The 23210-nt window shown below is 43.1% G+C and carries 16 protein-coding genes and 2 tRNA genes; 8 read left to right on the top strand and 10 right to left on the bottom strand.

Annotated elements, in window-relative coordinates; translation table 11 throughout:
- Window positions 1-90 precede the first annotated feature (90 nt).
- From CJF29_RS10005 to CJF29_RS10015, 3 genes are all read left to right on the top strand, one after another.
- Window positions 91-2019 carry a sensor histidine kinase gene (locus CJF29_RS10005; RefSeq protein ID WP_099145876.1) on the top strand — a complete coding sequence of 643 codons (1929 nt, stop codon included), beginning with the start codon at window positions 91-93 and terminating at the stop codon, window positions 2017-2019.
- The gene (locus tag CJF29_RS10010; RefSeq protein WP_099145875.1) at window positions 2016-3758 is read left to right on the top strand and encodes a bifunctional metallophosphatase/5'-nucleotidase; all 1743 of its coding nucleotides are present in this window, start codon (window positions 2016-2018) and stop codon (window positions 3756-3758) included. Before CJF29_RS10005 ends, CJF29_RS10010 begins: the two co-directional genes overlap by 4 nt.
- Window positions 3759-3851: 93 nt before the next feature.
- Window positions 3852-4754 carry a helix-turn-helix domain-containing protein gene (locus CJF29_RS10015; protein WP_074559709.1) on the top strand — a complete coding sequence of 301 codons (903 nt, stop codon included), beginning with the start codon at window positions 3852-3854 and terminating at the stop codon, window positions 4752-4754.
- Between the two features lie 2 nt (window positions 4755-4756).
- On the opposite strand, the gene CJF29_RS10020 is transcribed toward CJF29_RS10015, so the two are convergent.
- Window positions 4757-5341 (bottom strand): Crp/Fnr family transcriptional regulator, encoded by a 585-nt coding sequence (locus CJF29_RS10020; RefSeq protein ID WP_074559707.1) that lies wholly within the window; start codon window positions 5339-5341, stop codon window positions 4757-4759.
- 106 nt (window positions 5342-5447) lie between these two features.
- Here CJF29_RS10020 and CJF29_RS10025 point away from each other — a divergent pair, with 106 nt between their 5' ends.
- On the top strand, window positions 5448-6185 hold the full coding sequence (locus tag CJF29_RS10025) for a DUF3845 domain-containing protein (RefSeq protein WP_074559704.1): 738 nt from the start codon (window positions 5448-5450) through the stop codon (window positions 6183-6185).
- Window positions 6186-6333: 148 nt separating this feature from the next.
- Here the strand turns inward: CJF29_RS10025 and CJF29_RS10030 are convergent.
- From CJF29_RS10030 to CJF29_RS10045, 4 genes are all read right to left on the bottom strand, one after another.
- Window positions 6334-6408, bottom strand: a tRNA-Glu gene (locus tag CJF29_RS10030).
- A gap of 66 nt (window positions 6409-6474) precedes the next feature.
- Window positions 6475-6561 (bottom strand) — tRNA-Ser (locus CJF29_RS10035).
- Between the two features lie 428 nt (window positions 6562-6989).
- Complete coding sequence (locus CJF29_RS10040) at window positions 6990-8417, bottom strand: VWA domain-containing protein (protein ID WP_175486923.1); 1428 nt, start codon at window positions 8415-8417, stop codon at window positions 6990-6992.
- Window positions 8392-9966 carry an AAA family ATPase gene (locus tag CJF29_RS10045; RefSeq protein WP_074559721.1) on the bottom strand — a complete coding sequence of 525 codons (1575 nt, stop codon included), beginning with the start codon at window positions 9964-9966 and terminating at the stop codon, window positions 8392-8394. The genes CJF29_RS10040 and CJF29_RS10045 overlap by 26 nt, the downstream gene beginning before the upstream one ends.
- A 213-nt stretch (window positions 9967-10179) precedes the next feature.
- On the opposite strand from CJF29_RS10045, the gene CJF29_RS10050 reads away from it, so the two are divergent.
- The 3 genes from CJF29_RS10050 (at window position 10180) to CJF29_RS10060 (ending at window position 14749) form a co-directional block, all read left to right on the top strand.
- Window positions 10180-10626 carry a hypothetical protein gene (locus CJF29_RS10050; RefSeq protein WP_004310735.1) on the top strand — a complete coding sequence of 149 codons (447 nt, stop codon included), beginning with the start codon at window positions 10180-10182 and terminating at the stop codon, window positions 10624-10626.
- A 258-nt stretch (window positions 10627-10884) separates the two neighbouring features.
- On the top strand, window positions 10885-12549 hold the full coding sequence (locus tag CJF29_RS10055) for a putative transporter (protein WP_074559699.1): 1665 nt from the start codon (window positions 10885-10887) through the stop codon (window positions 12547-12549).
- Between the two features lie 205 nt (window positions 12550-12754).
- The gene (locus tag CJF29_RS10060; protein WP_074559697.1) at window positions 12755-14749 is read left to right on the top strand and encodes a fructose-1,6-bisphosphatase; all 1995 of its coding nucleotides are present in this window, start codon (window positions 12755-12757) and stop codon (window positions 14747-14749) included.
- A 219-nt stretch (window positions 14750-14968) separates the two neighbouring features.
- On the opposite strand, the gene CJF29_RS10065 is transcribed toward CJF29_RS10060, so the two are convergent.
- From CJF29_RS10065 to CJF29_RS10085, 5 genes are all read right to left on the bottom strand, one after another.
- Entirely contained in the window at window positions 14969-16117 is a 1149-nt protein-coding gene (locus CJF29_RS10065) for an LA_2272 family surface repeat-containing protein (RefSeq protein ID WP_074559694.1), read from the bottom strand.
- A gap of 45 nt (window positions 16118-16162) precedes the next feature.
- Complete coding sequence (locus CJF29_RS10070; RefSeq protein ID WP_074559692.1) at window positions 16163-17821, bottom strand: AMP-binding protein; 1659 nt, start codon at window positions 17819-17821, stop codon at window positions 16163-16165.
- Between the two features lie 232 nt (window positions 17822-18053).
- The gene (locus CJF29_RS10075; protein WP_074559690.1) at window positions 18054-19124 is read right to left on the bottom strand and encodes a GDP-L-fucose synthase family protein; all 1071 of its coding nucleotides are present in this window, start codon (window positions 19122-19124) and stop codon (window positions 18054-18056) included.
- A gap of 100 nt (window positions 19125-19224) precedes the next feature.
- A complete protein-coding gene (gmd, locus tag CJF29_RS10080; RefSeq protein WP_099145874.1) occupies window positions 19225-20295 on the bottom strand; it encodes a GDP-mannose 4,6-dehydratase in 1071 nt (356 codons plus the stop codon).
- 93 nt (window positions 20296-20388) lie between these two features.
- Window positions 20389-21558 (bottom strand): dicarboxylate/amino acid:cation symporter, encoded by a 1170-nt coding sequence (locus tag CJF29_RS10085; protein WP_074559687.1) that lies wholly within the window; start codon window positions 21556-21558, stop codon window positions 20389-20391.
- Between the two features lie 109 nt (window positions 21559-21667).
- Here CJF29_RS10085 and gnd point away from each other — a divergent pair, with 109 nt between their 5' ends.
- A complete protein-coding gene (gnd, locus tag CJF29_RS10090) occupies window positions 21668-23143 on the top strand; it encodes a decarboxylating NADP(+)-dependent phosphogluconate dehydrogenase (protein WP_074559685.1) in 1476 nt (491 codons plus the stop codon).
- Window positions 23144-23210: the final 67 nt, after the last annotated feature.

The following is a 23210-nucleotide window of genomic DNA, read 5'->3' on the forward strand; positions in this document are numbered from 1 at the left end:
GACAAAAATACATATAAATCTGCTAAACCCGACAAGTTTTACTATATTTGCAACTCAATTAATGAATTAACACATCAAAACTGCATAATTATGCTGGGACGTCTTGGATATCTTTTTATCTGTTTCCTTTGGCTTCTGCAGTCAACGGAAGTATTGGCTGTCTCTAAAGATAAGAAACCTATTCTGATTATTTGCTCTTATAATCCGGCAGCGCACCAAACCTCGGTCACTATTTCCGATTATATGGATGAATATAGTAAGTTGGGAGGACAGCGCGACATTATCATCGAAAACATGAATTGTAAAAGCTTCTCGGAGGCTCCGTTATGGAGCGCGATGATGACGCAGATTCTGGCTAAATATCAGGGAGAAAAGCATCCGGCACAAATTATCTTATTAGGACAGGAGGCATGGGCTGCCTATTTGTCGCAGAGGGATGAAATGCAGGTGAAAGTGCCGGTGATGTGCAGTCTGGTCAGTAGCAATGTGGTGATATTGCCGAAAGATACGGTGGAAAACCTTGATTGCTGGATGCCCGAATCTGTCGATATCTTTGAAGATCATTTGGATATTCCCGAACTGGAATCGGGATTTATCAATCAATATAATATAGAAGGTAATATCTCCATGATTCAAGCTTTCTATCCGAAAACGAAACATATTGCCTTTATCTCGGACAATACTTATGGTGGAGTGACCATGCAATCGTTGGTACGAAAAGAAATGAAGAAGTTCCCCGATCTGGATTTGATTTTGATGGACGGCCGGAGACATTCTATTTATACCATCGTTGAGGAATTAAGACAGTTGCCCGAAAATACGGTTATTTTGGTGGGAACGTGGCGTGTGGATATGAACGAGGGGTATTTCATGCGAAATGCGACGTATGCCATGATGGAGGCTACTCCTACCATCCCAGCTTTTACTCCTTCATCGGTGAGCCTTGGCTATTGGGCGATAGGGGGAGTGCTGCCCGATTATCGGAAAGTGGGAGGAGAAATGGCTATGGAGTCCGTACGGATGGATCAGCACCCGGAGGATACGGGGAAGCATCTTTCGATCATTGGCTCTAAAGCGGTATTGGATAGCCGGAAGGTGAAAGAGTGGGGGCTGCACCCGAGTGTGTTGCCTTTTAAAGTGCAGCTTGTCAACCAACCGGTTTCGTTCTATCAGCAATATACTTATCAGATATGGTCTGCTTGTGCTTTGTTCGTGATTCTGGTACTTGGCTTATGTATCTCTCTTTTCTATTATTTCCGTACGAAACGTTTGAAAGACGAGCTTCTGAAATCGGAGAAGGATTTGCGTGTAGCGAAAGACAGGGCGGAAGAGTCTAATCGTCTGAAGAGTGCTTTCCTTGCCAATATGAGTCATGAGATACGGACACCGTTGAACTCGATTGTCGGCTTCTCGGATGTACTGGCAATGGGCGATAGCACGGAGGATGAACAGCAGTCTTATTATCAGATTATCAAAACCAATTCGGATTTGTTGCTTCGTCTGATTAATGATATTCTCGATCTTTCACGTCTGGAGGCGAACCGGGTGACTTTAACGTGGGAGGAATGTGATGTGGTGCAGTTGTGTAGTCAGGTGGTTGCCTCTGTTAGTTTTTCACGGCAGTCGTCGGACAATCAGTTCTTGTTTTCCACCTCTTTTGAAACTTTCCGGATGGTGACGGATGTGCAGCGTATGCAACAGGTAATCATTAATCTGCTGTCCAATGCTGACAAATTTACGAAAGGCGGGAAGATTACATTGGACTTTTCTGTGAATGAGGAAAAGCAAATGGCTATTTTCTCGGTAACGGATACCGGATGCGGCATCCCGAAAGAAAAACAGGGACTTGTGTTCGAGCGTTTTGAAAAATTGAATGAGTATGCCCAGGGAACCGGATTGGGATTGTCTATCTGTAAATTGATTGTGCATAAATGGAGAGGAAGTATATGGATCGACCCTGACTATACCGGTGGGGCACGGTTCGTATTCTCGCATCCGCTAAATATAGAAAAAGAATGAAACGAATAGGATTTTTTTATGGCTTGCTTTTCTGTCTCGTACTGTCTGTTGCGGCGCAGGAAAAGGTAGTGAAGCTGAAGATTGTGGAAACAAGTGACGTACATGGTAATTATTATCCTTACAATTTTATAACCCGTCACGAGTGGAAGGGGAGTCTGGCACGTATTTATTCTTTCGTGCAGAAGGAGCGCGAACAGTATAAAGAGAATCTGATATTGCTGGATAATGGTGATATTTTGCAGGGACAGCCTACTGCCTATTACTATAATTATATAGATACGGTGTCTCCTCATCTTTGTTCGGAAATGATGAATTATATGAAATATGATGCCGGCAATATGGGAAACCATGATGTGGAAACGGGGCGTGCCGTGTTCGACCGTTGGATACGCACTTGTGACTTCCCTGTGTTGGGTGCCAACATCATTGATACGTCTACGGGAAAGCCCCATCTGGCTCCTTATAAGGTGTTGGAACGTGATGGCGTGAAGATTGTGGTATTGGGTATGATTACTCCTGCCATCCCTGCATGGCTTTCTGAAAATCTGTGGAAAGGGTTGCGTTTCGACGATATGGAAGAGACGGCACGCAAATGGATGAAGATTATCCATGAAAAAGAGAATCCCGATGTAGTGATCGGATTGTTTCATGCCGGACAGGAGGCTTTCAAAATGTCGGGTAAATACAATGAGAATGCTTCTCTCAACGTTGCGAAGAATGTCCCGGGATTCGATATTGTATTGATGGGACACGATCATGCCCGCGAATGTAAGAAGGTGATGAACGTGGCCGGAGATTCGGTGTTGATTATCGATCCGGCCAGCAATGGAATTGTATTGTCTAATATCGATGTGACCTTGAAATTGAAAGATGGAAAGGTGCAGAGCAAGGATATCAAGGGGGAGTTGACGGAGACGGAAACTTACGGAATCAGCGAGGATTTCATGAAGTATTTTGCTCCGCAATATGAGGCGGTGCAGAAGTTTGTATCCAAGAAGATCGGAACTTTTACCGAGAGTATCTCTACTCGTCCTGCTTTCTTCGGTCCTTCCGCTTTTATCGACTTGATACATACCTTACAGCTCGACATTACCGGAGCTGACATCTCTTTTGCCGCTCCGCTTTCGTTTGATGCGGAGATAAAGAAGGGGGATGTGTTTGTCAGTGATATGTTCAACTTATATAAGTACGAGAATATGTTGTACGTGATGACGTTGTCCGGGAAGGAGATTAAGGATTTTCTGGAGATGTCTTATTATATGTGGACGAACCGGATGAAGTCACCGGAAGATCATCTGCTCTGGTTCAAGGAGAAACCTCGGGAAGGTGCGGAAGACAGGGCTTCTTTCCGGAACTTCAGTTTTAATTTCGACTCGGCTTCCGGCATTATTTATACGGTGGACGTGACTAAACCGCAGGGAGAAAAGATTACGATTACGAGTATGGCCGACGGTTCTCCTTTCCGTATGGATAAGATATATAAAGTGGCCTTAAATTCTTATCGTGGTAATGGCGGTGGAGAACTGTTGACGAAAGGATCGGGTATTCCGCAGGAGAAATTGAAAGACCGTATTATTTTCTCTACGGATAAAGACCTTCGTTTCTATTTGATGAATTATATCGAAAAGAAAGGTAAGATGGACCCCAAAGCCCTGAATCAGTGGAAGTTTGTTCCGGAGAAATGGACAGTGCCGGCTGCCAGACGTGATTATGAATATCTATTCCGGTCTGTTCAATAAGTAGTCAAAAGTGTTCATTATGTCCGATAATACTCCTGAATGGCTTGTGTATCTGATTAAATGCTGGTATATTTGTCGCAAAAAAGATAGAGTATGGATATTCAGAGTGTTCCTAAAATAGGTATTTCTTCGGTAGTTCATTCCAAACATATAGATGCCGACCATATTGATGTTATGGATAATGATATAGCACTTTTCGATACGGAGAGCGTTATATCATTGTATAATGGACCTACCAAACTGGAAGTGCTGACTGTAGGGCTTTGCCTGGAAGGTACTGGTGCATTTAATATTAGTTTGCGTGAATTTGAGTTGTCTCCCGGATTGATGGTGATAGCGTTGCCCAGCCAGATTATTGAACAGCGGTGCTTTAGTCCCGATTTTAAGGGAATATTTTTTGCTGTGTCAAAGAATATGTTGGAGGTGTTGCCTAAAATCGGGAATGTGCTTTCCTTATTTCTCTATCTGAAAGACTATCCGTGTCTCGCCCTTCACTCGCACGAGCAGGAGGTTGTGAAGGAATATCATATGTTTATCAGGAAGAGATTGAGAAATAAGGAGGGGGTGTACCGTAAAGAGGTTGTGATGGGATTGATGCAGGGGTTCTTTTTCGAACTGTATAATATTCTTAATAACCATGTACCTGCCAATACTGTCACAGTGAAGAATAAAAGTCGGAAAGAATATATTTTTGAACGTTTCTATGAGTTTTTAGTAGAGTCCTACCAGTCTGAACGCAGTGTGAAATTCTATGCCGATCAGTTATGTCTGACACCGAAGCATCTTTCGGGAGTAGTGAAAGAGGTCAGTGGGAAAACAGTGGGAGAGTGGATTGACGAATTGGTGATTCTGGAGGCGAAAGCACTTCTGAATTCTTCAAGTATGAATATACAAGAGATTGCCGACCGGCTGAATTTTGCAAACCAGTCTTTCTTTGGAAAATACTTCAAACATTACACCGGTATGTCTCCTAAGGAATACCGGAAAAGCCGCTAAATTTATAAAACACCGGAACGTACACGGCTTAATGTCTCCGGTGTCATTAGAAGATAGGAGGCGATGTACGCCAAAGGTGCACGTTTGATGATTTCCGGATGTGTTTCGAGCAGGAGGTTATAGCGTTCGCGGGCGGATTCAAAACGCCAGGAGTCTGCTTTAATCTGCGATACGATTAGGGAGTATTCCAGTATCTTCTGGTAGAACATATTGATCTCCCAATTTTCTCTTGCTAACTTTTGTATCATATCACGGGGGAATAGGTAAATGATGGAAGGTTCCAGAGTTTCCACTATCAGCCGCGTAGGTTCTTGTTTCAAGAAACTTTCGATACACATCACGATGCAGCCTTCGTATGAGAAATGTTCGGTTATGTCTTTTCCATTTTTGTAATAATACTGCCTAAGCATACCTTTGCCAACAAAAACGAGTTCGTGAGCTACTTCTCCTTCATTCAGCGCTATTGCTCCTTTGGGAAATTCTTCACGGATCAATATGTTTTCTATCTGCCGTCTTCCTTCTATGCTCATTTCCGGAAAGCGGGAATTAACAACAGCATTTACGGTATCTCTTAATAGTGTATCCATGTCTTTTTGTCTTGGTGTGTGCAAAAATACTAAAAACGGTTGACATAAATCATGTGTGGTACAAAAAAGATGTATATTTGTCCGCAAAATCAAAATGTAGTTGATAATGAATAAGATAATAAAGTTGGCAGTGTTGCTGTTCTGTTTTAGTGGTTGTGTAAGGGATAATGATGCTATTTATTATCCGGTTGGCAACGTGGATGTGGAAAGAGGCGGTCCGGCTTTGGAGGCTGGAAAGGGTGATTTGATAGCCCGTAGTTATAATACCGAAGATTATGTACTGGACACGCTCGCGCAATATCCGGGTGATCCGACGCTCGGTAAATTGACATTTATGGTTAGTCTGAAAAACCGGTTGACTGATCAGGAGGTGAGTGGTTTTAATGGTGTCGGTCAATCCAAACTAACGATGAGTCTTGGATATAAAGACGGCAACTATCCGGCAGAAAGCCAGGTCCCTGTTTATACTTCGCCCGACGTGACTGCCAGTTATGCCATCAAACTCCGTTTAAAAGGAGAATTGACCTTAACAGGAGATGAATGGATGATTGATTATATTTATGCTCAATTAGCCGGCTTATTCCAGCCTTATCCTCCTACGTCTTTCCCGGAAGTGTTTATGTGTAAAGGGGGTGAACAATCGTATGCTACGTTCGATTCTTTCCGCAGAACTTGGACGTTCGATATAACTTATGACCGTTCCAACCTTTCTTTCAGCCAACTGTATTTCAATCTGTTTGTGAATCTGGCAGGTCAGAAAAGGGAGGACAGAGTCCGGTTGAGGATTGATAAGGAATCTTACTTCGAGATCTATAAAGAAAAAGAGAGTCCATTAATGGGATAGCGCGATAATTATGCGAGATGAAAATTTACGCAAAATTTGCACCATTTTTTTTAATAATACCCATTTATAACGCCTAAAACGATACTTTGATATAGATATAAGGCAATAAAAAAGCCTCTTACTTGTTTGTAAGAGACTGATAATCAAGTGGTAGTGGGTACGAGAATCGAACTCGTATTACATGCGTGAGAGGCATGTGTCCTAACCGTTAGACGAACCCACCGGAATTTGATAGATTTAAAAAGAGCCAAGTCTACAAAACTTAGCTCTTTTTTATTTTGAGATTTTGCGGAAGCTGGGGGATTCGAACCCCCGGTACCCTTACGAGTACGTCAGTTTAGCAAACTGGTGGTTTCAGCCACTCACCCAAACTTCCTTGAACCCGCATTCTCTCTCAAATGCGGTGCAAATATAGGGGGAACTTTTGGACTACGCAAATCTTTTAGCAAGATTTTTTTTACCTGTTTTTTGTAAAATGAGATAACCTGCTATGTTTCAAATGTTAAACGGAGGAATTTTTTTTCGAAAGCTTTTAAATTTTATCGATGGGCGGACGACTTGAAACATATTGACGCTATCCGTTCATTATAGTGACGGTATCTTCATGGGATAGGGTAATCATCGGGATTGGATAGTGACGGTATATTTAACCTTGGAAAAGGGCATAAAAAAAGGCTATCTATCCCAGACAGCCAATCTTTTGTTAACCTTAAATCTAATACTATGAAAAACACAGTACAAATATACGGACTTCTGGTGAATTTGCAAATAAAACAAGAAAAAAGAGATGTTTTATAACATTGATTAAATATTTGATTCTTCAATTCTATTTTTATTAAGATTTTCAGCGTTTTGAACACTATATTCCCAATATTTATCACATAATTTCAGATAACTGGTCTCGGCACTTTTGCCTCCTAAAGAAATGGCATACATCTTTGTCTGTTTTGCTTTTGCATGTTCTATGGACCGGGATAGCAGTTTATCGACGGGACGCATCTCAAAATCCGATACGGTGATGATGTCTGCTTCCATATATCCTTCTTCGCTGATTTTTCGCAGAGCATGCGTGATGACCGGTTCCATATCTGTGCCACCATGAAAAGATTGGCTTAGGAAATCGACAAGGCGGTCGAAGCTACTTCCTAAATCGGTTATTTCAATACACTCGATATCATCGGAGAAAAGGATGACGTAACATTTCCGATGTTGTACTTCTGTCAATTCGGCAATGGCAAGTAGAGTAGATTTCGCGATTCTTTCCCGTTCTCCTGCCATAGAACCGGAAGTGTCCAGACAAACGATGAAAGGGCCTTCAGCTTCTTCGGAAACTTCATTTCCTGTTGTTTTCTTATCATTGATGGTTTGCTTCTCGTGCGATTGATAATCGATAACTTGTAGTCTCTTCTCTATGAAACGCTCGAAAAATACGGGTTGTAGGCTCTTTTCCGCCAGATAACAATATTCCAGAGGGAGAAGACTATTCAAATCATTTCCTTCACAAATGCCTGCAATATCGCTTCGGGTGGCGTGAGATATAATTTGTTCCCGATGAATACCTGCGGTCATTTTGAAACGTTTCCGGCTACTTTGGTGTTTCTTGCCTAAGATTTCTACCAGTTCGCGGATAACGGGATTCCGTTTGATTGTTTCTTCGTATTCTAAAATCTGTTCCGCTATCTGTTTATGATTGCGAAGTAGCCAGACGAGGCGTGAGCCACCGCGTACCGGAAGATTTTTGGCTAATGACAGTTGAATGCGGTAGAAATCCTCACAGAGTTGCTCGATATGTTCCATCTGATAGTTGAACTCATTGTTCGAGAGCAGCGTATGCCACTTGTCGAAAAAGAGAGTCCGCAGCGCTTTCCATTCTTTGGAACGCGGGCTGATTACATCAAAACGTTGGAGATAGTATTTTACGTTGAGGTCTACCAGGTGATATTTCATGGAGAAGGGGTATGCGCTGTTTTTCAGGAATTGAAGAAACTTGGCGTCCGATGCTTCATTCATTTCATGAAAGTATTCCCATTGCGATGCATAGCGGGAGTAGAAATCTTGCAGGGAGGGTTGTGTGTGACGAAAATATAGGTGAATGTCCGCATCCAGTTCTTCGGGACGGATAATCTGATTGTGCAGTTGTTCGTCGTACACATCATAGGCTATTCCCTGCAATTTTTCGTAATAAATGTCTTGCAGGTGTTTGAGCCTAATACTCTCTGTTCTCTTGTTCATGGGCATGAGCGATGATGCGAAGTTCATTCCGGTAGTTCTCTATGATATGTGCAGTCTCTCCCAAGATTCGCTTAATCTTGCTTTTTTGCGATGAACTTAAGAAAAGATGTTCCTTGGTGTATGCTGTTTCCCGCTCGGAGATTGTTTTATATTCTACTTCCATTTGCTGAAGTAAATCTATCACTTCCTGCAATGTAAATTCGAACGGAGTGCTGTCGTCCTGCTGGGCTGGCAAAGGTTCGCAATGATCATAACATAGTAGTGGATATTCCTGATTGTTGACGAAAACGGATCGTTTTCCTTTTCGGAGGGAATAAATATTCTTTTGTGCGATATTTCTGTTCTTTACAAAATCGTAGGCTTTCAGGATTTTGTTGACCGGACGGAATTTATCCTGTTGGATATAAAACAACCGGTTGCTGTCTTTCCTCAAAGACTGGTAATCCGAAGCAAAGATGAGTAAATTTCCGGCAATGTGGTAACCTTCTATGCGATGATAGAAAGTATCTACGACCTGGATTCCCGGATCGCTAAGTTCCCGTAGGCTGTGTTCGGACTTCATGTTTTCTTTCAATGTATCCAGTTTCTGTTCCAGTCGTTTTTCTCCCAATAAATATGTATTGATTCCCCGTGCAATCGACTGTTCCACTATGTTTTCGATGATGGGGAGCTGCGAAACTTCATCCCACAGGCAGGCACTCATCAGCAAGCAGTCGGAGAAGTGAATCCCCGGAGATTCGTTCAGATAGGCCGAGGTGCGGAGCAGACCTACTATTTTTTTCCAACGGCGATCGGATATATAGATCGGAGGGGTGTTTTCATCCCGCCCTGTATTATATTGTTCGATTTCTCGTTTGATATTGTGAATCAGCTCGAAGATGGTATAGTGGATACCTACTTTCTCACTTTCAGCTTGTATTTGATTGTATAATTCATCGTCTACCTGGAGTTTTGCCGGGATTTCAGGTTCTACTTCCCGTGTAGAAGAAATCATCTGGTCGAAAGCATATTCCTGTTCAATGCATCCGACAAACTGGCGGATCAGGAAACGGTCGTATAAGGCTTCCAGTCCTTCACCTTTTGCGGGTAGTTCGTTGGACGCGGCAATCAGTGCTTTCAGAGGAACACGCACCGTAAATTGTCCGTTGCGATATATCTTTTCATTGATTACTGTCAAAAGAGAATTTTGGATAGCAGGACCGGCTTTCCATATTTCATCCAGGAAGACAATCGATGCTGTCGGCAAGTATCCTTTTGTAATACGTTCGTATGTATCTTCATCTTTCAATTTTGAGATGGAGACGGGGCCGAATATTTCATCCGGTGTACTGAAACGGGACATCAGATATTCAAAAGCATCCGCATCTTTAAAAGCCAGTTTGAGCCTGCGTGCCACTAAGCTCTTGGCTACTCCCGGAGGGCCCAATAGAAAGATACTTTCACCTGCCATGGCAGATAATAGGGAGAGTGCGATGGTATGTTCTTTTTCGAATACTCCCTCATTGAGGGATTTCAGCAGTTGGGTGATATGGGATTTGATTGACTTCATGCGACAGATGATTTCATGTGTTGTTAGCAGGAGGCAAAGATACAAGAATTCTTTGAAATAGACTTCATTGGGGGGATTTACCCCTAGATTTAGGCAATTTCCTCCCGATAAGTAGGAGTTTTCAGTTTCATAAGGAAAATTCATTCTCTACTTTTGTTCTATCGAAAGATAAATGATAGATAATAATTAGAGAACCGTTAAAAATAAAGGAATATGAAAACGAACACATTTAAATACTTCGGTTTGGCTTTAATGGCTATATTGATGGTAAGTTTTACCTCTTGCGAAGTGGAAATAGACAGTTTCTATGATGATGATAATAATGGTGCAGGGTACTATAATCGTTCGGCTGATTTGTGTAGCCGTACCTGGGTTAGTTTCTACCGGGACATGGACGGTAACTATTGCCGTCAGGAACTGGATTTCTTTTTAGATCGTACGGGAATTGACTATATACGGGTGGAATATCCTAACGGAGCAGTAGAGCAGTATGAATATAATTTCCGTTGGAGCTGGGAGAATTATGCGCAGACTTCCATTCGTATGTCATACGGACCGAATGATGTTTCATATCTGGATGATGTGTACATCGGTGGAAACAGGCTAAGCGGTTATCTGGACGGACGAAATAACTTTGTAGAGTTTCAGGGGAAAAGATGAAAGATAAAACGGAAAGAAACAGAGGGAAAAAATCGTTTGATGGATAACAAGATGCAGGTGAAAAGAGAAGGATAAGATAGTTAAGATAGAAATAGGATAGTTATTAGGAACAAAATAATAGGTAACGAAGTAAAAGGGTAATCAATAAGATTTCAGGATATATGATTCAGGGTATAAATAGGGCGCGAAATGAAAGCTTAAAAGTTTTGAACCGGACTAAATAGTTTTTATCTTTGCGCCCTATTAGTTTTTATATACATGGAGTGGTTATATAGTCTATTTCTCGAACATTCTGCCTTACAGGCTGTTGTGGTACTTTCATTGATTTCTGCCATTGGTCTGGGCTTGGGAAGAGTGCATTTCTGGGGAGTTTCCCTGGGAGTCACTTTTGTTTTTTTTGCAGGCATCCTCGCCGGCCATCTTGGGCTTTCGGTCGATCCGCAGATGTTGAACTACGCAGAAAGTTTCGGACTGGTCATTTTCGTTTATTCTCTCGGTTTGCAAGTCGGTCCCGGTTTCTTTAGCTCTTTCCGCAAAGGAGGGGTAACACTGAATATGCTGGCATTGGGAGTTGTTCTGTTGGGAACGTTGTTGACGGTGGTGGCCAGTTATGCAACAGGTGTCTCTCTTCCTGATATGGTTGGTATCCTTTGTGGAGCAACGACGAATACTCCGGCGTTGGGAGCCGCACAACAAACATTGAAACAGATGGGAATGGACAGCAGTACTCCTGCTTTAGGATGTGCGGTAGCCTATCCGATGGGGGTAGTTGGTGTAATCCTTGCCGTTTTATTAATTCGCAAAGTGCTGGTTCGCAAAGAAGACTTGGAGATAAAAGAGAAAGACGATGCGAACAAAACCTACATTGCAGCGTTTCAAGTACACAATCCTGCTATTTTCAATAAAAGCATCAAGGATATAGCTCGCATGAGTTACCCGAAGTTTGTCATCTCCCGCTTATGGCGTGACGGACATGTAAGTATTCCGACTTCTGACAAGATATTGAAGGAAGGTGACCGTTTGCTGGTGGTAACTGCGGAGAAAGATGCTTTGGTCTTGACCGTGCTTTTTGGTGAACAGGAAAATACGGATTGGAATAAAGAGGACATTGACTGGAATGCGATTGATAGTGAATTGATTTCGCAACGTATTGTCGTTACCCGCCCCGAACTGAATGGTAAGAAACTCGGTTCACTCCGGTTGAGAAACCATTATGGGATTAACATCAGCCGCGTGTATCGGTCGGGTGTGCAGTTGCTTGCTACTCCGGGATTGATACTTCAATTAGGAGACCGCCTGACGGTAGTGGGAGAGGCTGCTGCTATTCAGAATGTGGAGAAGGTATTGGGAAATGCTGTAAAAAGCTTGAAAGAACCCAATCTGGTTGTTGTGTTTATCGGCATCGTACTTGGCTTGGCATTGGGAGCTATTCCTTTCTCCTTTCCGGGTGTCAGTACTCCTGTGAAGCTGGGATTGGCGGGTGGACCGATTATCGTTGGTATCCTTCTGGGAACTTTTGGACCGCGGATACATATGATTACCTATACCACCCGTAGTGCGAATCTGATGCTGCGTGCCTTGGGGCTTTCCATGTATCTTGCTTGTCTGGGACTGGATGCCGGAGCTCATTTTTTCGACACCGTATTCCGTCCGGAAGGTTTGTTATGGATCGCTTTGGGGGCCGGATTGACTATTGTTCCAACCGTGTTGGTCGGGTTTGTAGCTTTCAAGATGATGAAGATTGATTTCGGTACTGTATCCGGTATGTTGTGCGGAAGTATGGCAAATCCGATGGCACTGAACTATGTGAACGATACCATTCCCAGCGACAATCCATCCGTAGCCTATGCGACTGTTTATCCGCTGTGTATGTTCCTGCGGGTAATTATCGCTCAAGTGTTGTTGATGTTCTTGTTAAATTGAGAATTGAGAATTGAAAATTGAGAAATGATGGATTTGTAAATAAAAAGAAGTCATTTCTTAATCAGGAATCGTTTAAAATAGATAAATTTGTAACAAGAAAAGGAGAGGAGTTAATAAATTCCTTTTTTGAGTTACTAAATGGTAAGTTGTCAACGAATAATAAGTTGCCAATTAATAAATTGTAAATAGTAAAATAGTAAATAGAATGACTGCTCAAAGTAACATAACTCCTGAAAGCATTGTGAGTGATCTCCGTTACCTGCAACTGCTTTCCCGAAGTTTTCCTACCATTGCCGATGCCAGTACGGAAATAATCAACTTGGAGGCTATCTTAAATCTACCTAAAGGGACGGAACATTTCCTGACTGATATTCATGGAGAATATGAAGCTTTTCAGCATGTACTGAAAAATGCTTCCGGTGCGGTAAAACGTAAAGTAAATGAAATATTCGGCAATACTCTCCGTGAAGCTGAAAAGAAAGAAATCTGCACGTTGATTTACTATCCCGAAGAGAAACTCCAATTGGTGAAGGCCCGTGAAAAGGATCTGGACGATTGGTATCTGATTACGCTGAACCAACTGGTGAAGGTCTGTCAGAACGTGTCTTCCAAATATACCCGTTCGAAGGTTCGTAAATCACTGCCTGCCGAATTCTCTTATATCATTCAGGAGTTATTGCACGAATCGTCTATCGAACCGAACAAGCATGCTTATATTAATGTAATTATCAGCACGATTATCACTACGAAGCGTGCCGACGATTTCATTATCGCTATGTGTAATCTGATTCAGCGCTTGACTATTGATTCTCTTCATATCGTAGGAGATATTTACGACCGTGGTCCCGGTGCGCATATCATTATGGATACATTGTGCAATTACCACAACTTCGATATCCAATGGGGAAATCATGATATTCTTTGGATGGGAGCAGCTTCCGGTAATGATAGTTGTATCGCTAATGTGATACGTATGTCCATGCGCTACGGTAATCTGGGTACGCTTGAAGACGGGTACGGAATCAATTTGCTTCCATTGGCTACTTTTGCAATGGATACGTATGCCGATGATCCTTGCACGATCTTCATGCCGAAAATGAACTTTGCCGATGCTCATTATAATGAGAAGACTTTGCGTCTGATTACTCAAATGCATAAAGCCATTACCATTATCCAGTTTAAGCTGGAAGCTGAAATCATCGACCGCCGTCCGGAATTCGGAATGGCTAATCGTAAACTTCTGGAGAAGATTGATTTTGAACGTGGTGTCTTTGTGTACGAAGGAAAAGAATATGCTTTGCGCGATACCAACTTCCCGACTGTAGACCCGGCAGATCCTTACCGGTTGACTGAAGAAGAACGCGAATTGGTAGAAAAGATTCATTATTCATTTATGAATAGCGAGAAATTGAAGAAGCATATGCGTTGTCTGTTTACTTATGGCGGCATGTATCTGGTTTCAAACTCGAATCTTCTTTATCATGCTTCTGTTCCTCTGAATGAGGATGGCAGTTTTAAACATGTCAAAATACGTGGAAAGGAATACTGGGGACATAAATTGCTGGATAAAGCCGATCAACTGATCCGTACCGCTTACTTCGATGAAGAAGGAGAGGAGGATAAGGAATTTGCTATGGATTATATCTGGTATATGTGGTGTGGTCCGGAGGCTCCCTTGTTTGATAAGGATAAGATGGCGACTTTTGAGCGTTATTTCCTAGAAGATAAAGAGTTACATAAAGAAAAGAAGGGCTATTATTACACATTGCGTAACCGGGAAGATATTTGTGACCAGATTTTGACAGAGTTTGGAGTTTTAGGGCCTCATTCGCATATTATCAACGGTCATGTGCCTGTGAAAACGATTCAGGGAGAACAACCCATGAAAGCCAATGGCAAGCTTTTCGTTATTGATGGTGGCTTTTCGAAAGCTTATCAACCGGAAACGGGAATTGCGGGATATACACTTGTTTATCATTCTCATGGTATGCAGCTCGTACAGCATGAACCGTTCCAGTCCCGTCAGAAAGCCATTGAAGAGGGGCTTGATATTAAATCGACCAACTTTGTTCTCGAATTTAATTCGCAACGAATGATGGTGAAAGATACCGATAAGGGAAAAGAACTGGTGACTCAAATACAGGATTTGAAGAAATTGCTTGTTGCTTATCGTACTGGTCTGATAAAGGAGAAGGTTTGAAATGAATGTTATTCCTTTGCAATATGAAATTCAATAACTTTTAGTGCATTGAGTGATTCGTTCCACCTAGGTGGGACTAAACGGTGACCCGGATGGGACGAAAGGAAAACCATGGTGGAACGAAACAAACATCCAGGTGGAACGAATTATCATTAGTAAAGCAATATCTTGATATTAGTGTTTTAATCCTTTCAGCAGTATATCTTGCCCGATTCCTGTTTAGAAAAGAACAATACCTGCTTCTATAATCGCTCCTTTATCGTAATTGCTTGATTTATTATAGAATCTGGTTAACCCATAACCGCCTGTCGCAAAGATACCGAACTTCTTGGTAAATTGATATTCCAGATTGGCACGTGCCTGCAATGCGTACAAACGTTTCGGAATCACCTCGTCTTTGTTATCGAACGCCTCGATATGCTGGTAGCCAAGGTCTCCGCTGATGGATAAGCCTTTGTAAAGAGGAAATGACAGACCGGCACGATAAGATGCACTTGCCGAAAACTTATCATTCAACCCCTGATACATGGAGCCGACTCCCAGAATAGTATAAAACAATTGGTTCTTGAAACGTACACCTATATTGGCAGGTGTTGCATTTCCACCATACACCATCATTTGCACTTTTGTATCAGGATTCGCATTCACCAGTCCGAGTTGGAACCCCTTCATATCTTCCCTGTAATAATTGACAAGGCCAATTTGAAGTCCGCGTGCCTGCGTTGCATAATTACATAATGCTATTTGCACCCCATTCAGTTTCGATGCGGTTATGTTGGCAATACCTGCAATCTGCAAGCCGTTCATGTGTTCGCCTACCACATTCAAAAGTCCGGAAGCCATCAAACCGCCGAAGCTCTGTCCTGTGATATTTGCCGCTCCGGAAAAGTGTAACCCCGAAGCCATGTTGCCCGTCACATTCATGAAACCACTCATCATTACCCCCGAGGTATTATCTCCTCCGATGCTGGTTAAGCCGGATATGATTACTCCCTGCGTTCTGTCACCGGTGATATTTACCAATCCGGCAGCAGAAAGCCCTACGGTGTTGTTACCGCTGATATTACTGATGCCGGCTAGCTGGACACCCCTCATTGTTCCGCCTGCCAGGTTGGCTAATCCGGTGATCTGTACTCCGTTCATGTCACCATGTACCACACTTCCCAATGCATTGATGCCCACACCGTTCAGACGGTTCATTGTAGACAGGAGACCGATGTTCACATAAGTCGTCTGTGTACTGTCATGCGGTTGCGTACAAATATCTTTCCAGATGGATATATTAATACCTGCACTCTTGTTCTGTGCCGGTAAACAAACGGCAGCCATTAGTATAGCTGCCGTGAATATTGTTTTCTTTATCTTCATTCCTTTCTCTTTTCGGTTTAAGTTATATCTCTATGCAGCTTTATATTAGCCTTTTGCTTCCTGATATAAATAACGTTTGATGCTCTTCTTCGGTGTCTTTTCGAATTCTTCCGGATAGATTTTCATCTTGGATATTTGGCTGTAGGCCGGTAGCATATCATTCAGTGCCACACGGTTTTCTTCCATTATTTGCTCGATGTCTTCATTCTTGAGACCGTGAGCGAAAGCGTCGTCAAAATCAGGATAAACAAGTCCGACAAGTTTTTCGTTTTGCTGAACGATAATACTTTCAGCCACGTATGGCAGGTTGTTCAATTTATCTTCAATTTCTTCCGGGTAGATATTCTGTCCGCTGGCACTCAATAACAGGTTCTTGCTGCGTCCTCTGATCGTAACATTTCCTTCGGCATCCATCAAAGCCAGGTCACCTGTATGCAGCCATCCGTCTTTGTCGATAACTTCTTGGGTAGCTTCTTTGTTTTTGTAATATCCCAACATCACATTCGGGCCTTTACATACGATTTCGCCAACAATGTTTTCGGGATCAGATGACAACACTTTCACATCCATACGTGGCACAGCTTTTCCGCATGAACCCGGTTTGAATCTTCTCCAATCCTCGTAGCAGATAATCGGACCACATTCCGTCATTCCATATCCTACTGTATAAGGGAAATCAATCATTTTCAAGAACTGTTCTACTTCCTGATTGAAAGCAGCACCTCCTACAATAACAGCTTTGAAGTTTCCGCCGAATGCCTTAATCATTTCTTCGCGTACCGTTGCTTTTATCTTGTCATTGATGATAGGTACTTTTAGTAAGATCTTCATTGCAGGAGTTTCCAGTTTCGGAAGTACGCTCTTCTTGATGATTTTTTCGATGATAAGCGGTACGGCAACAATCAGATTCGGTTTCACCTCTTCGAAAGCTTGGAAAATGATTTTCGGACTCGGCATGCGAGTAAGGAAGTAGATGTGGCAACCCACGGAGAACTCATAAAGGAATTCGAAAGCCAGTCCGTACATATGTGCCATAGGGAGCATGGATACGATCTTATCTCCGGCTTGCAGGTCTAATACTTCAAAAGCAAATTTGGTATTCGACCACAGACTGCGATAGGGGAGCATTACTCCTTTCGAGTAACTTGTTGTTCCTGAAGTATAATTGATAACAGCCAGTTCTTCCGGTTCATCCTTATGATAAGCGATATGCTCTGTGCGGAAATTCTTCGGATATTTTTTGCCGAACATTTCGTTCAGATGCTCGCGTGCATAAGTCAGTCGTTCGCTGCGTGACACTAGCAGGGTGAAGTCGTTCATCATCAGGATACCCTCCAGTAGCGGCATTGCCGACTCATTCAGGTTTTCCCATACCATATCTCCTACAAGCAGTAATTTTGCTTCGGAATGGTTGACGATGTTATGTATATTGTCCGCTTTAAATTCATGGAGAATGGGTACAACAACTGCCCCATACGTCAGTGTAGCAAGGAAAGTGACTCCCCAATGAGAGCTGTTTCTTCCGCAAACAGCAATCTTATCTCCTTTGCGGATTCCACTTTCTTCAAAAATGATATGGAGTTTTTCGATCTTGCGAGCTACGTCTTTATACTGTAATGTTGCACCTTTATAATCGGTCAGGGCATCCAAGTCCCAATTATTTTTGATACTATTCTCAATGTAGGCTATAAAACTTTGTTCCATTGTTTTGCACATTTGGTATTAATTTGTGCAAATATAGCAATTATATTAAGAATGAAGAATTAAGAGGGAAGAATTTTTGGAAATGGGGGAAGGGCGATGCGGTGAGATTGCGACAGGCCGGTAGGAGGAAAGAATATGATTATAGCTAATTTCATTATGCTATAATCAAAAAAAAATATGCTATAATCAAAAATAATTCTGCTCATAGCATATTGATTGATTCTTTAGATTCTTATTTCAAGTACCATTCGTACATTCTTTGTACGCCTTCCTCGATTTCAATTTTATGGTGCCACCCCAAAGCGTGCAGTTTCGAAGGATCGGTCAGCTTGCGCATAGTGCCGTCCGGTTTGCTGCTGTCGAAGGTCAGTTTTCCTTGATACCCTACAGTCTCTACAATACGTTCGGCCAGTTGGCGGATGGTGATTTCCTTACCGGTGCCGATGTTGATGTGGCAGTTGCGGATATCTTTGCTACCTTCTTTATAGGTATCTTTGAAGTCTACGTGCTCCATAACAAAGACACTGGCATCCGCCATTTCTTCGCTCCAAAGGAACTCGCGGAGTGGAGTACCTGTACCCCAAAGAGTGACTTCCGTTTCGCTGATTCCGTATTTTTGCAGAATAGCCAGGATTTCTTCTTTCGGACTGTCGCCATTCACACCTTCCACCGGACGCAGATTCATATCCTTACGTACAGCTTCCCAGTTTCCTTCTTTCAGACAGTGTGCCAGATGAATCTTACGGATCATGGCAGGCAGTACATGACTGCGTTCCAAGTCGAAATTATCATTCGGTCCGTAAAGGTTTGTCGGCATCACAGCGATGTAGTTCGTTCCATATTGCAGGTTGAAACTTTCGCACATTTTCAGTCCGGCAATTTTAGCGATTGCATACGGTTCGTTGGTATATTCCAACGGTGAAGTAAGCAATACGTCTTCCTTCATCGGCTGTTCGGCGTCACGTGGATAAATACACGTGCTACCCAGAAAGAGCAACTTCTTTACATGGTGGCGGAAGCTCTCTCCGATGATATTCTGTTGAATTTGCAGATTCTTATAGATGAAGTCGGCACGGTAGATGCTGTTCGCCATGATACCACCCACAAAGGCAGCAGCAAGGAATACATATTCCGGTTGTTCTTCATCGAAAAAATTACGGACAGCCGCGCCATCCAGCAGATCAAGCTCTTTGTGAGTGCGGCCTACCAGATTTGTGTATCCTTTATCCTGCAAATTCTTCCAGATAGCAGATCCCACAAGTCCGCGGTGTCCTGCCACATATATCTTTGCATTCTTTTCCATTCTATCTTTTATTAGTTCACCACAGAGGACGCAGAGGACACGGAGGATTTTATTTTTTCCTCTGTGTCCTCGGTGTCCTCTGTGGTGAAATGAAATTCATTTAGTGTTTGGTAGCAATCATTCGTCTCACTTTCTCCATATCGTGGCGAACCATGATGCTTACCAGTTCTTCGAATGATGTTTTACGCGGATCCCAACCCAATAGTGTTTTAGCTTTTGTCGGGTCGCCCAGCAGCTGTTCTACTTCTGATGGACGGAAATACTTCGGATCAACTTCTACCAGAGATTTTCCGGTAGCTACATCGATACCTTTTTCATTTACGCCTTCACCTTCCCAACGAAGTTCGATCCCTGCTTCTTTGAATGCTAACGTTGCGAATTCGCGCACCGTGTGCATTTCTCCAGTAGCAATAACGAAATCTTCGGGAACATCATGTTGCAGGATCAGCCACATACATTCGATGTAATCCTTGGCATATCCCCAGTCGCGAAGAGAATCCAGATTACCCAGATACAGCTTGTCCTGTTCGCCCTGTGCGATACGTGCGGCAGCAAGCGAAATTTTACGGGTAACGAACGTCTCACCACGGCGTTCGCTCTCATGATTGAACAAAATACCGTTTACTGCAAACATACCATAGCTTTCGCGGTAGTTTTTAGTAATCCAGAAACCATATTGTTTGGCTACCCCATACGGAGAACGGGGATAGAATGGAGTTGTCTCTTTTTGTGGAACTTCCTGCACCTTACCGAACAATTCGGAAGTAGAAGCCTGATAGATGCGGGTTTTCTTTTCCAGTCCCAGGATGCGTACAGCTTCGAGCATACGCAACGTACCGATAGCATCTGCTTCGGCAGTGTATTCCGGAACGTCGAACGAAACCTTCACGTGGCTTTGAGCTGCGAGATTGTAGATTTCATCCGGTTGCACCTGTTGAATAATACGAAGTAACGAACTAGAATCTGTCATATCCCCATAATGCAGATTAATCGTACGTTTCTGTTTCATGTCGCGCACCCACTCGTCAAAATACAAATGTTCAATACGTCCTGTATTGAACGAAGAAGAACGACGGAGTATACCGTGTACTTCGTAACCTTTTTGCAATAGAAATTCGGCAAGATAAGAACCATCTTGTCCGGTGATGCCTGAAATTAGGGCTTTTTTCATACGCTAATTATTTATATAATTGAAAATGTGGGTGCAAATGTCGGCATTTTTTGTGACCCAGCCAAGTGACTTTCCAATTATTTTTCAGCACAGTCATTCAGCACGGTTTTTTCCCATTATTTTGTCGATAATCAAAGCGATAGCTCCGTCTCCCGTCACATTGCAGGCAGTGCCGAAACTGTCCATGGCGATGTAAAGCGCAATCATCAAAGCTTGTGCCGATTCGTCGAAACCGAGCATGGATTGCAGAATCCCCAGGGAAGCCATGATTGCTCCACCCGGAACTCCCGGAGCGGCTACCATTGTGATACCCAGCATAAAGATAAACCCGGCGAACAGGGGGAAGTCGAACGGCATTCCCTGCATCATCATCAATGCCAGTGCGCAGGCTACGATTTTCAATGTGCTGCCCGATAGATGGATGGTGGCACATAGCGGAATCACGAATCCGGCCACTTCGGCAGATACTCCGTTCTTTTTGGCCTGTTCCAGCGTCACGGGGATGGTGGCTGCGGATGATTGTGTGCCCAATGCCGTGAAGTAAGCCGGCAGCATTTTGATAAGCAATTTGAATGGATTTTTATGCACAAACAATGCCGCAATGGAATACTGAAAAACCAACAGGAAAATATGAAGAACGAAGATGACTCCGATAATTTTAATAAACACCATCAGGATAGAATATACTTGTCCCGAATGTGTCATGTTGAGGAATATGCCGAAAATATAAAGCGGCAGCAAAGGCAGAATGACGGCACTTATCATTCGTACGATAATTTCCTGAAAATCACGTGCCACATTTTTCAATGCGTCGCTGTTGAGTGACGCCAGTCCTAACCCCAGTGTGAAAGCTAAAACCAGGGCTGTCATCACGTTCATCAGCGGCGGAATGGAAACGGAGAAGTAGGGGAGGATTCCCTGCGCTGCGCTTACTTCTTCAAGTGGCGCACCCGGTTCGATAAGTGAGGGAAATATTGTGACTCCTGTGAAGTAGGAGAGAAAGCCGGAAAAAAGAGTAGCGAAGTAAGCGATCAAAGCAGTCAGGAGCAGCATTTTTCCTGCACCTTTCCCGATGTCGGCAATAGCCACAGTGACCAGCCCGACGATAATCAATGGGATAGAGAAATTGAGAAATTCACTGAAAATACCATTGAACGTAACAAATATTCGCACTAGCGGAGCCGGGAAAACTGTGCCGATGGCAATACCCAAAATGATGGCGATAACGATGCGTGCCAACAAACCGATTTTGATCTTCTTCATCCTTGATTTTATTTGTAGACTACAAAAATAATGTTTTAATCTAAAATCTTGCGAACAAATGTGCATTTTAAATGTTACTAAGATAAAGAATATTCAAAATATACAAGTTATGGCAAATCAGAATAAAACAGATATCGGACTTATCGGCTTGGCTGTGATGGGCGAGAATCTTGCTTTAAACATGGAGAGTAAGGGATGGCACGTGTCGGTATATAACCGTACTGTTCCCGGAGTAGAAGAGGGGGTGGTAGAGCGCTTCCTGAATGGTCGTGCAAAAGGTAAAAACATCGAAGGATTCACGGATATAAAGGCATTTGTAGATTCGATAGCTATTCCCCGTAAGATTATGATGATGGTTCGTGCCGGAAGTCCGGTAGACGAACTGATGGATCAGCTTTTCCCGTTGCTTTCACCGGGAGACATTCTTATTGATGGCGGTAATTCTAATTACGAAGATACCAACCGTCGTGTCCAACTGGCGGAATCAAAGGGATTTCTTTTCGTCGGTAGCGGTGTGTCCGGTGGTGAGGAGGGAGCCTTGAATGGCGCTTCTATTATGCCCGGCGGTTCGGAAAAAGCATGGCCGGAAGTGAAACCGATTCTTCAGAGTATTGCGGCAAAAGCTCCGGACGGCACTCCTTGTTGCCAATGGGTGGGTCCTGCCGGCTCCGGTCATTTTGTGAAGATGATTCACAACGGTATCGAATATGGTGATATGCAACTGATTGCCGAAGCCTATTGGGTGATGAAAAAGTTGCTTGATCTGACCAATGAGGAAATGGCTGATGTCTTTGCCCGTTGGAACGAAGGCAAACTTCGCAGTTATCTGATTGAAATCACCGCCAACATTCTGCGGCATAAAGACAAATCCGGAGGTTATCTCATTGATAAAATTCTGGATGCAGCCGGACAGAAAGGAACCGGTAAATGGTCGGTTATCAATGCGATGGAACTCGGTATGCCGTTAGGGCTAATTGCCACGGCGGTATTCGAACGAAGCCTTTCTTCACAGAAAGACTTGCGTCACTTGGCTTCCAAGCAATTCCAGTGTCAACATACACAACCTATATATAATAAGGCGGAACTCGTAAAGAATATTTTTTCTGCTCTTTATGCTTCCAAACTCGTCTCTTATGCCCAGGGATTCGCCGTGTTGCAACGTGCTTCCGATGCTTTCGGCTGGCATCTCGACCTGGCTTCCATTGCACGTATGTGGCGTGGGGGATGCATCATCCGCAGTATATTCCTGAACGATATTGCTGCTGCCTTCGAAGCCACCGACAAGCCTAAACACTTGTTGTTGGCTCCTTATTTTAAAGAAGAAATGAAGACATTGCTTCCCGGATGGAAGAGTCTGGTGGCGGAAGCCATGAAAGAAGAACTTCCCGTTCCTGCTTTCTCTTCTGCCCTGAACTATTTCTATTCGCTCACTTCTGCCGATTTGCCCGCCAACCTTGTGCAGGCACAACGCGATTATTTCGGTGCGCACACTTTTGAGCGTAAGGATGAGTTGCGCGGACAGTTCTTCCACGAGAACTGGACAGGCCACGGAGGAGATACGAAATCGGGTACATATAATGTTTAAATAGAAAAATAGTTTTGAAATGATAAATTATATTTCACCACAGAGGACACGGAGGACACAGAGGTTT

It is taken from the genome of Bacteroides celer, assembly GCF_002632415.2.
Lineage (GTDB): Bacteria > Bacteroidota > Bacteroidia > Bacteroidales > Bacteroidaceae > Bacteroides.